Below are 13,192 nucleotides of genomic sequence, written 5' to 3' on the forward strand. Positions count from 1 at the left end.
ACCCCCCGTCACCCCCACCGCCGCGATCGTCTCCGCCCGCAGCTCGTCCGCCAACTGCCGAAGCTGCCCGGGCTCCAAAGCCCGAAGCTCCAACGGCGTCGGAATCGTGTCGAGTAGGGGGGTGTCGTTAACGCTGGTCATCCCAAGGCCTTAAACCAGTCGACCGATCGTGTCGATTGTAACGGATCAGGCGCAGCAGGCGGCGCAGCGGCCGCGCACCTCGATCACCGGGCGTTCGGCGGCGAAGCCGACCGAGGCGGCGGCGGCGCGCACCCCGCGGGTGATCGCATCGTCGTCGAGATGCGTCGTCTGCCCGCACGCATCGCAGACGAGGAAGATGCAATCGTGCCGGCAATCGGGATGCGCGCTGACGATATAGGCGTTCGCGCTTTCCACCTTGCGCGCGAGATTGGCGCCCACGAACAGGTCGAGAATCCGGTAGATGCTGTTGGCCGCCACCCGCCGCCCGGCGGCCTGCGACACCGAATCGGCGATGTCATAGGCGGAGGCCGGTCGATCGAACCCGGCCAGGGCCGCGAACACGCTGGCGCGCATCGTCGTCCATTGTTCGCCCGCCCGCTCCAGCGCGGCCTGCGCCACCGTCGCGAGTTCGGCGCCTTGCGGCTCGTGATGTCGATGGGCTTGGGCCATGGTTCGATTTAGAGCCGCAGCCGATCCGCGGCAAGCACCTGGCCCCACCCACGCCGCAAGGCGGCGCTTGGCCCAGCGGGCGCAAAGGCGTAGGCACCGGACATGCTCCAGCCCAGCGCCGCCTTCTCGTCCACCGCCCGCCCCCGCCTGCTCGCGATCTGGCTGTTCGTCGTGGCGGCGCTGGTGGTGGCGATCGTCGTGGTGGGCGGAATCACCCGGCTGACCGATTCGGGCTTGTCGATCACCGAATGGAAGCCGCTGACGGGCGCGATCCCGCCGCTGACCGACGCGCAGTGGCAGGCCGAATTCGCGCATTACCGCGCCATCCCGCAATATGCCGCGTTCAACCGCGGCATGACGCTGGGTGGGTTCCAGGCGATCTTCTTCTGGGAATATCTCCACCGGTTTCTCGGCCGCTTCATCGGCATGGCGTTCCTGCTGCCGGCCTTGTGGTTCGCGCTACGGCGCCAAATTCCGGCGGGCTATGCGCCGCGCCTCGCCGCACTCTTCGCGCTGATCCTGCTCCAGGGGACGTTCGGCTGGCTGATGGTCAAATCCGGGCTGACGGCGCGCACCTCGGTCGCGCCCGAATGGCTCGCCACGCATCTGCTCACCGCGCTGTTCACGCTCGGCGGCATGGTGTGGACCGCGCTCGACCTGCTCGACCGCGCGGCGAACCCCTATGCGAAGCCCGCGCGGCTGTCGCCCGTGGCGATCGTCGCGCTGCTGCTGCTGGCCGCGCAGATCCTGTTCGGCGCGCTCACCGCCGGGCTTCACGCGGGGTATGCCTTCGCCAGCTGGCCGCTGATGGGCGACCGGCTGTTCCCGGCGGACGTGCCGATGCTTGCGCCTGCCTGGACCAACGCCTTCGCCAACCCGATCGTGGTGCAGTTCGTCCATCGTTGGCTGGCGTTTGGTGCGGGCGCCGGTCTGGTGGCGCTCGCGGTCGGCGCGACCCGCACGGGGTCGCGCGTGGGCTTCGTCGTGGTGGCGCTCGTCACGCTGCAGATCATGCTCGGCATCGCGACGCTGATGACCGGCGTGCTCGTCCCGGTCGCGATCGCGCACCAGGCGAACGCCGCCCTGCTCGTGGTCGCCGCGGTGTTCGCTGCGCACGCGATCGGTGGGGCGCAGCGCCACAGGTAGCCCGATACCCGTCGGCAAAGCGGCGCTTTGCTTGACTTACCGGCGCCTTTCCGCGAATGGGCGTGCAATCGCGCTGTCCCTTGGGGCGGCGCGTGCCTGTTTGCACGAAAGGTCTCACGCCCATGAAGGCGCTCATGAAGACCACCAAGTCGGCCAAGCCGCACGAGGTGGAGAAGAAATGGCATATCGTCGACGCCGAGAATCTCGTCGTCGGCCGTGCCGCGGTGGTGATCGCCAACGTCCTGCGCGGCAAGCACAAGACGAGCTTTACCCCGCATGTCGACTGCGGTGACAACGTCGTCGTCATCAACGCCGACAAGATCCGCTTCACGGGCAACAAGGCCCAGAAGAAGGTCTATTACAAGCACACCGGCTATGCCGGCGGCATCAAGGGCATCACCGCCGCCAAGGTGCTGGACGGCCGCTTCCCCGAGCGCGTGCTCGAAAAGGCCGTCGAGCGGATGATCCCGCGCGGGCCGCTGGGCCGCGAGCAGATGCGCAACCTGCGCATCTTCAAGGGCGCCGAGCATCCGCATGAAGCGCAGAACCCCGAAGTCCTCGACATCGCCGGCATGAGCCGCAAGAACAAGGTGGGTGCCTAAATGTCCGACAACCGCCAGTCGCTCGCGGATCTCGCGAACCTGACCAACCCGGCCGCCGCCCCGCAGGCACCGGCCACGGGTGAGCATTCGGACCAGCAGGCCGCCGATTACATGGCCGGCCACATCGAGGAGCCCAAGGCACCGACGATGCCGCTGCGCGAGCAGATCCTCGACAAGCAGGGCCGCGCCTATGCCACCGGCCGCCGCAAGGACGCGGTCGCCCGCGTGTGGGTCAAGCCCGGCTCGGGCAAGATCACGATCAACGGCCGCGACCAGCAGGTCTATTTCGCGCGCCCGACGCTGCGCCTCGTCATCAACCAGGTGTTCGGCGTGACCGAGCGCGAGGGCCAGTATGACGTCGTCTGCACCGTCAAGGGCGGTGGCCTGTCGGGCCAGGCCGGCGCGGTGAAGCACGGCATCAGCCAGGCGCTCACCAAGTACGAGCCGATCCTGCGTGCGCCGGTGAAGGCCGCGGGCTTCCTGACGCGCGACAGCCGTACCGTCGAGCGCAAGAAGTACGGCAAGGCGAAGGCTCGTCGTAGCTTCCAGTTCTCGAAGCGCTGATCGGTCGGTCCGGGACGCCATCAACGTTCCTGGATGCCGCCCTCGCGGTATTATGAAAAGGGCGGTTCCGGTCATGCCGGGGCCGCCCTTTTCGGTATGGGTCCGCGTCGGACGCCGGGCTGCGCGCGGCGCGGCAATGGAACCCTGTCGACGGATCGCGGGTCGTAAGAAACCGGGATAGTGGAATCGGCGGCGAAAAGCCGGCGCTGAGGGGACAAATCCCCGAATATCAGCGAGCCTCGGCCGATCGCCCGTCGAAATCATCGTAACTGTCGAGCGCAACGACGGCAGCCAGTCCTGAAGGATCCGGGCGATCGCGGAGGTCGAATGCGATCAGCCGGCGAATTCGAACACCGGCTGATCGCGGTGAAGATAGTCCGGATCGAAGTCAGCGCGCGCGAGCAGGCGTTTGCGGTCGACGACCCGGACGAAGCGGCGCGTGCGCGCGATCAGCCCTTCGGCTTCGAGCTGCTTCAGGGTTCGGTTGACGTGAACCGCCGTCAGCCCGACGGCATCGCCGATTTCTTCCTGCGTCATCGGCAGATCATAGCCATGATCCTCAAGCCCCGCTTCCGGCAGCCGGGACTCGAATTCGCAGAGCAGGTGCGCGACGCGGGTGAGACCGTCGCGCCGGCCGATGTTCAACATGTTTTCGCGCACCATCGACGCTTCGACGAGCGTGCTGATCCACAAGGCCTGCCCCACCGCCGGGCGGCTCATCGCGAGATGCTGAAGATCCGGGATCGCGCATTCGGCGACCTCGAGCGACGTCAGGGCCTGCACATTATGGTCAGAGCGGGACAGGAACAATTGCTGGAGATCGCTGAATTCTCCCGGCAGCAGAAACCCCAGGATCTGGCGCGCACCCATGAAGGTCAGCTTCTGGCGAACCGCAAAGCCCGAGAGGATGAAGGCGCAATGTTCCGGCCGACCGCCCTGACGCAGCAGATAGGTGCGCGCATCATAATGGCGCAGGCGGAACGGCATCGCGCGGATCGCGGCACGATCGGTGTCGTCCAACGCCACCCGGTTGGCGATGCTTGAAACAAGCACGTCGGCAGGAGCGTGCTCCGTTATCATGATTCTTCACCCGGGACCGATTGCCCCGAACCTAAGTAACTCTAAATCATCAAAGTTTACAGTAAACCATATTGCAGCTCAGGTTACGCGCATAAGGCCTTGATACATGTTATTGCGCACTCGCCAACCAACCTGATGTCCCCGCCGATGGCGCAACGGGGGAAGTCGCAAGGCTCAGGCCGCCGTCACGCGGCCCGTCCGCTGCAGCTTGCCCCAGCCCACCATCGGCCCACGCACCGCCTGCGCGATGGCCTTCAGCACGACATAATACATCACTTGGCGATACCCGATCCGCTGCGGCACGAGCAGCCACAGCAGCCGCCATCGTTCCTTGCGCTCCAGCGCGAACGCGATGGTCGCCGCCAGCATGTCGATCGCGGTGAAGACCAGCCAATAGACCAGCATCAGCTCGACATCGTGGCTCGTCTGCGCCCAACCATGCGCCTGGATGGCGATATAGGTGAGGAAGAAGCTGACGAGCAGCGCGAGATCGATGATCGGCGAGATCGCCGCCAGCAGGATCTGGAACACGATCGCCTGCGGCAGGCCGATCCAGCCCAGGCCTCTGGGATGCGAGCCGAAGATCGCCGACTGGTGCTTCCAGAGGCATTGCAGCGTGCCGAACGCCCAGCGGAACCGCTGCTTGGCGAGCGCGCGCAGCGTCTCGGGCGCCTCGGTCCAGGCGACCGCGAACTGGTCATAACGCACCTTCCATCCGGCGCGCTGGATCGCGATCGTCAGATCCTGATCCTCGGCGAGCGTGTCGTTGGGATAGCCGCCGACCGAGCGGATCGTCTCGACGCGCCAGGCGCCGACCGCGCCCGGCACGACCGTCATCGCGTTCAGCCGCGCGAGCGCGCGGCGCTCGAGATTCTGCGCGGTGATATATTCAAGCGCCTGCCATTTGGTGACGAGGTTCACGCGGTTACCCACCTTGGCGTTGCCGGCGACCGCGCCCAGCGCCGGATCGTCGAACCAGCGCGCGAGGCGCGCGATCGTGGTCGGTTCGAACTGCGTGTCGGCGTCGAGCGCCACGACGATCTCGCCCCGCGCCAGCTCCAGCCCCCGGTTGAGCGCGCGCGCCTTGCCGCCATTGGCGAGCGTCAGCAGCCGGACGCGGTCATCGTCGGCAAAGGCGTCGCGCACCACCTGGCTGGTGGCGTCGGCCGAGCCGTCGTCGATCACGATCACCTCGATCCGCACCTCGGTCGAAGCGAGCACCCCGCGCACCGCGCGTTCGATCACGCGATCCTCGTTATAGGCGGGGATCATCACGGTGACGAAGCGCGTGGGATCGATCGGGGGGAAGACGGTGCGGTTTTCGCGGCGCGCCTGGATCAGCGCCAGCGCCGATAGCGCGAGCGCACGCAGGATGCCGACCGAAATGGCGATCGCGAACAGCCAGTGGAGCGCGATCACGATCCAGCCGAGAATGGTGAACAGGCCCAGATCCGCCATCGCCGCCAGCCGGTCGCTGGAGGAGATCGGCGGCATCGAGGCCTCGCGCGTCAATCCCGCGAGCGCGGACACGGGCACGAAGCGATAGCCCATGGCCCGCAGCCGCTCGATGATGACGGGCAGCGCGGCGACGGTCTGCGCGCGGTTGCCGCCGGCATCGTGCAGCAGGACGATGTTGCGGCTGCAGTTGGTGGGCGCATCCTCGTCGCCGGTGCAGTTGGCGGGGCCGGTGGTGGCGTCCGCGATCGTCTTGTCGATGATCGCCTGCACGCCCGGCCGCTTCCAGTCGCCCGGATCGACGTGCAGGCCGACCGAAATATAGCCGCGATCCTGCGCCTCGAGCGCGGGCACGATTTCGTCTGCGGTGGTCGGCTCGGCGTCGCCGAAATACGGCGCGCGGAAAAAGCGGAGCGAGCGGCCGGTGAACGCCTGGAACAGCCGCTGGGTGGTGTTCAGCTCGAAGCGCACCTGGGGTTCGGAGACGTTGGCGAGATTGGGATGCGTATAGGTGTGGCTGCCGATCTCGTGCCCCTCGGCCACCATGCGCTCGAGCAGGCTGCGGTTCGTCAGCGCGTTCTCGCCGATGATGAAGAACGTGCCGACTACGCCCTCGCGCTTCAGCACGTCGAGGATCTGCGGAGTCCATTGCGGATCGGGGCCGTCGTCGAACGTCAGCGCGATCATCTTGGGGCGATAGCCGGTGCGGTCGATCACATAGGAGGAGGGCAGCCGCGTGAAGTTCACATCGGCGATGGTGTTGTCGCGCGCGGGCACCGCGTCGCGCAGGCCGTTCACCGGCGTGCCGCGGATCTTCAGGATCTCGCCCGCGCCCTCAATGTCGACATTGGTACCCGCGGGGATGGTGTCGATCGAATCGGGGATCGGCAGCTTGCGGTGATCGCGGCCGAAGATCGTCCAGATACCTGGATCCTCGGAGCCCAGCCGCCACAGCGCCACGCTGCCCACGCCCGCCTTTTGCAGGAACGCGATCTGGTTGTAGGCGGACGCCGCGTCGAGCAGCCACACCTGATGGCGGATATCGCCGTCTTGATAGGCGAAGCTCGTATTCTGGCTCATCCGGTCGAAGGTGGGCATCACCCCCGAATCGCGCGCCGCCTGCCACGCCTCCTCGACATCGACGGGATCGCCGCCGCCCTCGTGCCAGTCATACCCATAATTGCCGATTGCCACGACGAGCTTGGCCGCGGGGATGCCGCGCGCGGCGTTCGCCACCATCCGCGCGAACCATTGCTGCGACGCGATCGGCCCGGGCGCGCCCGCATTCTCATGCTCGTCATAAGCCATCAGGAAGATCTTGTCGGTCACCCGGGCATAGGCGCGCAGGTCCCAATCCTCGTTGCCCACCGGCGCCGCGATCGCGATCACCCAGCCCCGCGGCGCGAAGCGCGCATGCGCCTCGGCGAGGAACGCGCGGTAATTCGCCTGCGCGGTGGGCGGCAGATCCTCGAAATCGAAGAAGACGCCGGCGGCGTGGTTGTTCGCCAAAAACAGCGTCAGCCGGTCGAGCAGCGCGCGCCGTGCCGCCGGATCGGCGAACAGCGACGCGGCGCCCTTGCCGTCCCACACGCCGCCCTTCGCGTTCTGCACCATTGGCAGGATCTGCGGCCGGTGGATCGCATGGTTGATGATCGATCGGCCGACCGGATCGCGGAACACGGTGGTGTCGTGCGTCGGGCCCGTCACCGAGACCCAGGCGGGGATCAGCCAGTCGAGCTGTTCGACATGGCGCTTGAGGCTGGCCGAGCTCGAATCGTCCCAAGGCGCGTGAAAGGCGATGGCGAGCTGCGGGTTGGCGGCCGCCGCCGCCTGCCCCTTCGGGCTCGCGGGCGCGGCGCCGAAGAGCTGCCGGCGATAATAATCGACCGAGCGCGCGGTGCGGCTGAGAAGGCCGCCGCGCGGCGCCGGCAACCCTTTCATCGCGCTGCGTTCGGTCTGCACCGGCAACAGCGGCGCGGCGGGCACCGCGCCGATCGAAACGCCGAACATCGCGACGGCGAGCACCAGCAACAGCGCGAACGCCGCGACGCCGAGCGCGAAACGCCGCCGCCGGCGACCGCTGGCATCGAAGAAGATCGGACGCTCGGACATGGACTACACTCTTGCATGGGCAAGCCCGAACGGGCCCGCGCCGGGATGACAAATCCGGTGGGGGCGGTCAACGGCGGCGGGTGGGCGGGAGCGGGTTGGTATGGCGCGATTCGGCGGCTGGAAGACAGGCGGCAATTACCGGCATTCTCTAAAGTGATCGTGTTTCAGGAAAGTGCCTACCCATCTACTCAGCCGGCAAGCTGCCGCTCATGAGTCCCTCTCGATCATAACATGCCTATATTATGCAGCCACTGCTTGACCTGTCCGGGCCATTCCCGCGAAATCGGATCGGCCGTGGGCCGCAGTCCAAAAGCATGGCCTCCCTTGGCGTACAGGCGCATATCGACCGGCACGCCGGCATCGCTGAGTGCCAACGCATAGGCCATAGGTTGCCGAATCGGGTCCGTCGGGTCGTTCATGGCATGAAGGATCAGCGTCGGCGGCGCCTTGGCGCTGATGGTGACCCATGGCTTGAGTTCGAGACTGTTCCTGCCCTTGCTGTCGTCCAGCATACGCGCCGTATAGGCGATGATCGCGAAGTTTGGCCGGGGCGATTGCCGGTCAGCTGCGTCCCTAAGCGGATAGGTGCGCTCTACCGTGTTGCTCATGCTTGCGGCCAAATATGCGCCGGCGGAAAAGCCAATGACGCCGATTTTGTGCGGATCGATCCCGTAGGACACTGCTTGCTGGCGCATCAGCCCCATCGCGCGCTGCGCGTCTTCCAAACCCAATAGCACTTTCGGCCGCTGCCCCTGCGGCCAGGCCTGCGGCACCCTGTATTTCAGCACCGCACAGGTCATGCCCTGCCGGACCACCCAATCGCAAATTTCGGTGCCTTCCAGATCGGTCGCTATCACTTCAAATCCACCACCCGGCAGGACCAGCATGGCGGCTCCGATATTGCGCCCTTTTGGTCTATAGAGCGTCATGGTTGGCCGGGTAACATAGCTCGCCCAATGCCATTTGCGTCCTCCCACAAGCCCCGTACCGTTACCGGTCCCCTCGAGCCGATCGCCGGAGTCGGGCTTGGCGAGAGGCGTGCCCGCGGACCAGAGCGGCATCTGAACCCCATCGTTAGTATCCTGCCAGATGCCTGCTTGTTCATTCTTGGAGAGAACAACTTTCGGAGGCGAATTGTCGTTCTTGCTGATCTGCCCGTAGGCCGCGCAAGCGATGCCCAAAGCAAGTAGAGAGGGCACGACGAACCGGATCCGCGACAAACCGTGTCTCCTGCTTTAAAGGTGCAACCTTCCTCAAAATCAGGCGGATTGCAGAAGCCGAGGTTAGTGGCCCAAGCTCATCACGCAACTGGTAGCTTCCCGAAAAAAAGGAACGTCTGGTGAAACACGGATCTACCCTGTCATATGGCGGTCGCCACCCAGGGCTGATTTCTCAAAATCCGTTCCCGACTACCGTTTCTCGAGATTACCATTGCAAACGGAGTTATCGAACGCGTTACCCGAAGTGACCGGCTCGCACCGGCAGGCGGAATCGGCCTCGTCGTCCGCCGATGGCCCCCCGCCCCCACCCATCACGCGTCGTCACCCATCCGCAGCGCGGCGATGAAGGCTTCCTGCGGGATGCTGACCGAGCCATATTCGCGCATCTTCAGCTTGCCCTTCTTCTGCTTGTCGAGCAGCTTGCGCTTGCGGCTGGCATCGCCGCCATAGCATTTCGCGGTCACGTCCTTACGCATCGCGCTGATCGTCTCGCGCGCGATCACCTTGCCGCCGATCGCCGCCTGGATCGGGATCTTGAACAGGTGGCGCGGGATCAGCTCCTTCAGCCGCTCGCACATGCCGCGCCCGCGCACCTCGGCGGTGCCGCGGTGGACGATCATGCTGAGCGCATCGACCGGCTCGTCGTTGACCAGGATCGACATCTTGACGAGATCGCCCTCGCGGTAGCCGATCTGGTGATAGTCGAAGCTCGCATAGCCCTTGGACAGCGATTTCAGCCGATCGTAGAAATCGAACACCACTTCGTTCAGCGGCAGCTCGTAGGTCGCCTGCGCGCGGCCGCCGACATAGGTGAGGTTCTTCTGGATGCCGCGGCGATCCTGGCACAGCTTCAGAATGCTGCCGAGATATTCGTCGGGCACGTAGATCGTCGCCTCGATCCACGGCTCGGCGATGCTGGCGATCTTGTTGGGCTCGGGCATGTCGGCGGGGTTGTGCAGCTCGAGCTGGCCCTGGTTGTGCGCCAGCTCGATCTCGTACACCACCGAAGGCGCGGTGGTGATGAGGTCGAGGTCGTATTCGCGCGTCAGCCGCTCCTGGATGATCTCCAGATGGAGCAGCCCCAGGAACCCGCAGCGAAAGCCGAAGCCCAGCGCCGCCGACGTCTCCATCTCGAATGAGAAGGACGCGTCGTTCAGTCTGAGCTTCGAGATGCTCTCGCGCAGCTTCTCGAAGTCGTTGGCGTCCACCGGGAACAGCCCGCAGAACACCACCGGCTGCACCTCCTTGAAGCCGGGCAGCGCCTCGAGCGCCGGACGCTTGGCATCGGTGATCGTGTCGCCGACGCGGGTCTGCGCCACCTCTTTGATCTGCGCGGTGATGAAGCCCATCTCGCCGGTGGCGAGCTCGGTCAGCTGCTCGATCTTGGGCCGGAAACAGCCGACGCGGTCGACGAGGTGCACCGTCCCCGTTTGCATGAACTTGATCTGCTGGCCCTTCTTCAGCACGCCGTCCATCACGCGCACCAGGATGACGACGCCGAGATACGGATCGTACCAGCTGTCGACCAGCATCGCCTTCAGCGGCGCCGCCGGATCGCCCTTGGGCGGCGGGATCTTCGTCACGATCGCCTCGAGGATGTCGGCGATGCCGATCCCCGATTTGGCGCTCGCCAGCACCGCCTCGGACGCGTCGATGCCGATCACGTCCTCGATCTCCTTCCTCACCTTTTCGGGTTCGGCGGCGGGCAGGTCGATCTTGTTGATGACCGGCACGATCTCATGGTCGTGCTCGATCGACTGATAGACGTTGGCGAGCGTCTGCGCCTCGACGCCCTGCGCGGCATCCACCACCAGCAGCGCGCCCTCGCACGCGGCCAGGCTGCGGCTCACCTCATAGGCGAAATCGACATGCCCCGGCGTGTCCATCAGGTTCAGCACATAGGCCTCGCCGTCCTTGGCGGTGTAGGCCAGGCGCACGGTCTGCGCCTTGATCGTGATGCCGCGTTCCTTCTCGATGTCCATGTTGTCGAGCACCTGCTCGGACATCTCGCGCTCGGTGAGGCCACCGGTCTGCTGAATCAGCCGGTCGGCGAGCGTCGACTTGCCGTGATCGATATGCGCGATGATCGAGAAGTTGCGGATGTGCGCGAGGTCTGTCGTCATGCGCGGCCGTTAGCACTCCGCAGCGCACATGCCAAAGCCTCTCAGCCCGGCTCGCGCGCCACCCGTTCGATCGCCCGCAAAGCCTGGAGATAGCGCGCCGACCCCTCGCCGCCGACCAGCGCCCAGCGTACCCCGCGCCGCTCCAGTTCGGCGCGCGACAGTTCGAAGAAGCGCCGGCGGTCGGCCGCCGCGCCGAACATCCGCGTGCCGTCCTCCACCCAGGGCAGGTCGATGTCGAACAGGAGATAGAGATCGGCATAATTGTCCCAGCGATCGAACCAGGGATCGCGGCGGCCGAACAGCATCTGCGCCCAAACCGCCGTCATCAGCGGATCGGTATCGAAGATCACCGGAAGCTCGCCCGACGCGACCGCGGCCCGGGTCTTGGCGTCATGCGCCTTGGCGATCACGATCAGGTCCGCCATCGTCAGGTCGGTGCCGAACGTCTCGCAATAGGTGCGGCCGAATTCGGCGATGCACTGCGTGTCGAAATGCTTGGCGAGCCGTGGCGCCATGGTCGATTTGCCCGTGCTTTCGGGGCCATGAAGACAGATCGAACGAAGCTTCACGCCGACACCCCCCGCTCCTGCCGGCCCCGCGCCACCTGCCAGCCGATCAGCCCCCGGATCGACAGCACGAGCAGCACGAGGTACAACGCCCCCGTGAGCCAGAGCTGCTTGGCGCAATAGAGCGGAACCGCGGCAAGGTCGACCGCGATCCACAGCCACCAATTCTCGATCGCACGCCGGGCGAGCATCATCTGCGCCGCCACCGAGCAAATCGCGACGCACGCATCCCACCACGGATAGGCCGCATCGGTGAACCGGTGCATCAGCAGGCCCCAGCCGAGCGTCGCCGCCGCGCAGCCCAGCACCCAATAGCCGCGCGCGGCCCAGGAAAGCCGTTCGACGATCACCGTGCCGGCCTGCGCGCGACCTCGCGCCCAATGCACCCAGCCATACAGGTTCACGACGAGGAAAAAGCCCTGGAGCAGCATGTCGCTGTAGAGATGCGCGCGGGCGAAAACGATCGCGTAGATCGCCACCGCGACGATCGCGAACGGATAGTTCCAGATGCTGCGCACCGCGAGCAGCGCCACGTTCGCGATCACGAGCACGGCGGCGACCGCCTCGATCGGGTTCACGGCCAGGTCCGGAAGCGGGTCGTCATCTCGGGCGCATCGCCTTGGTGTCGCCGCGCCGCGCTAGCGAAACGGCCCGGCCGCGACAAGCCCGCTTGCACCCGCCCGCGACGCTGGCTATAGGCGCCGCTCCAAGCACGGTCCCGCCCCATGGCGATCGACCGGACTCCGTCGGGGAGTAGCTCAGCCTGGTAGAGCACCGTCTTCGGGAGGCGGGGGCCGGAGGTTCGAATCCTCTCTTCCCGACCATTTCGCTTCAGCCGGCATCTGCGCCGTGAAGCGCACGCCCGGCGCGCCCGGCCAGATCCACGATATAATGCCAGGCCACGCGGCCCGACCGGCTGCCGCGCTGGGTCGCCCAGCGCACCGCCTCGTCGGGATCGTAGTCCAGCCCGTGCGCGGCGGCATAGGCGGCGACGATCGTCAGATAGCCCTCCTGGTCGAGCACATGGAAGCCGAGGCTGAGGCCGAAGCGATCGGCAAGGGCCAGTTGGTCGTCGACCGAATCGCGCGGGTTGATCGCGCTGTCCTGCTCGGCCACATCGCGCACGACCAGATGCCGGCGGTTGGCGGTGACGATCAGGCGGACATTGGCCGGCCGGGGCTCGGCCCCGCCCTCCAGCAGCGAACGCAGGGTGCGCGCTTCGGCGGGCGCGTCGAACCCCAGATCGTCGAGGAACAGCGCGAAGCCCCGCGGCACGTCCGCCAGACGCGCGAACAGCGCCGGCAGGCTGGCGAGCGTCGCCACCTCGACCAGCGCGAGATCGCCGCCCTCACCCTGCACGGCCGCCACCGCGCTTTTCACGAGCGCCGATTTGCCCGTGCCGCGCGCGCCCCATAGCAGCACGTCCTGCGCGGCATGGCCGGACGCGAGCCGGCGCAGATTGGCGACGAGCGCGGCCTTTTGCCGATCGATGCCGTGCAGCATCGCGAGCGGCAACGTTCCCGCGCCCCGCGCCGCGGCCAGGGTATCGCCCCGCCAGAGATAGACCGGATGCGCCGAGGGATCGGCCGCCGGCGGCGGTGGTGGCGAGAGCCGCTCGAGGGCGGCGGCGATGCGCTCCAGGGGATCCATGCGACGTTCGTAAGGCGATGCGA

12 protein-coding genes and 1 tRNA gene are annotated in these 13,192 nt (G+C 66.4%); 4 read left to right on the top strand and 9 right to left on the bottom strand.

Annotated features, from left to right (window positions below):
* Together OXQ95_RS08145 and OXQ95_RS08150 are read right to left on the bottom strand one after the other, a co-directional pair.
* A partial coding sequence (locus OXQ95_RS08145; RefSeq protein WP_267381247.1) for a 1-deoxy-D-xylulose-5-phosphate synthase N-terminal domain-containing protein occupies window positions 1-141 on the bottom strand: 141 nt, incomplete at its 3' end.
* A gap of 45 nt (window positions 142-186) precedes the next feature.
* Entirely contained in the window at window positions 187-651 is a 465-nt protein-coding gene (locus tag OXQ95_RS08150) for a transcriptional repressor (protein WP_242098742.1), read from the bottom strand.
* A gap of 102 nt (window positions 652-753) precedes the next feature.
* Between OXQ95_RS08150 and OXQ95_RS08155 the strand changes: the two genes are divergently transcribed.
* The 3 genes from OXQ95_RS08155 (at window position 754) to rpsI (ending at window position 2,963) form a co-directional block, all read left to right on the top strand.
* On the top strand, window positions 754-1,797 hold the full coding sequence (locus OXQ95_RS08155) for a COX15/CtaA family protein (RefSeq protein WP_267381125.1): 1,044 nt from the start codon (window positions 754-756) through the stop codon (window positions 1,795-1,797).
* A gap of 122 nt (window positions 1,798-1,919) precedes the next feature.
* Window positions 1,920-2,399: a 50S ribosomal protein L13 gene (gene rplM, locus OXQ95_RS08160; RefSeq protein WP_242098738.1), complete on the top strand. Its 480-nt coding sequence runs from the start codon at window positions 1,920-1,922 to the stop codon at window positions 2,397-2,399.
* Window positions 2,400-2,963 (top strand): 30S ribosomal protein S9, encoded by a 564-nt coding sequence (gene rpsI / locus OXQ95_RS08165; protein WP_242098737.1) that lies wholly within the window; start codon window positions 2,400-2,402, stop codon window positions 2,961-2,963.
* Between the two features lie 333 nt (window positions 2,964-3,296).
* On the opposite strand, the gene OXQ95_RS08170 is transcribed toward rpsI, so the two are convergent.
* The 6 genes from OXQ95_RS08170 to pnuC all read right to left on the bottom strand — a co-directional run bounded on the left by OXQ95_RS08170 (window position 3,297) and on the right by pnuC (window position 12,097).
* Window positions 3,297-4,016, bottom strand: coding sequence for a Crp/Fnr family transcriptional regulator (locus OXQ95_RS08170; RefSeq protein ID WP_267381126.1), 720 nt, complete (start codon window positions 4,014-4,016; stop codon window positions 3,297-3,299).
* Window positions 4,017-4,217: 201 nt separating this feature from the next.
* Complete coding sequence (locus OXQ95_RS08175; protein ID WP_267381127.1) at window positions 4,218-7,610, bottom strand: polysaccharide deacetylase family protein; 3,393 nt, start codon at window positions 7,608-7,610, stop codon at window positions 4,218-4,220.
* Between the two features lie 224 nt (window positions 7,611-7,834).
* Window positions 7,835-8,830 carry an alpha/beta hydrolase gene (locus OXQ95_RS08180; RefSeq protein ID WP_267381128.1) on the bottom strand — a complete coding sequence of 332 codons (996 nt, stop codon included), beginning with the start codon at window positions 8,828-8,830 and terminating at the stop codon, window positions 7,835-7,837.
* A gap of 311 nt (window positions 8,831-9,141) precedes the next feature.
* Complete coding sequence (lepA, locus tag OXQ95_RS08185) at window positions 9,142-10,953, bottom strand: translation elongation factor 4 (RefSeq protein WP_267381129.1); 1,812 nt, start codon at window positions 10,951-10,953, stop codon at window positions 9,142-9,144.
* Window positions 10,954-10,994: 41 nt separating this feature from the next.
* Complete coding sequence (locus OXQ95_RS08190; protein WP_267381130.1) at window positions 10,995-11,522, bottom strand: AAA family ATPase; 528 nt, start codon at window positions 11,520-11,522, stop codon at window positions 10,995-10,997.
* The gene (pnuC, locus tag OXQ95_RS08195; protein ID WP_267381131.1) at window positions 11,519-12,097 is read right to left on the bottom strand and encodes a nicotinamide riboside transporter PnuC; all 579 of its coding nucleotides are present in this window, start codon (window positions 12,095-12,097) and stop codon (window positions 11,519-11,521) included. Before pnuC ends, OXQ95_RS08190 begins: the two co-directional genes overlap by 4 nt.
* Window positions 12,098-12,266: 169 nt before the next feature.
* Between pnuC and OXQ95_RS08200 the strand changes: the two genes are divergently transcribed.
* Window positions 12,267-12,343 (top strand) — tRNA-Pro (locus OXQ95_RS08200).
* A 7-nt stretch (window positions 12,344-12,350) separates the two neighbouring features.
* Here the strand turns inward: OXQ95_RS08200 and OXQ95_RS08205 are convergent.
* Window positions 12,351-13,169, bottom strand: a complete 819-nt coding sequence (locus OXQ95_RS08205) for a DUF815 domain-containing protein (RefSeq protein ID WP_267381132.1) — start codon at window positions 13,167-13,169, stop codon at window positions 12,351-12,353.
* Window positions 13,170-13,192: the final 23 nt, after the last annotated feature.

The sequence above is a fragment of the Sphingomonas sp. GC_Shp_6 genome (assembly GCF_026540835.1).
GTDB lineage: Bacteria > Pseudomonadota > Alphaproteobacteria > Sphingomonadales > Sphingomonadaceae > Sphingomonas.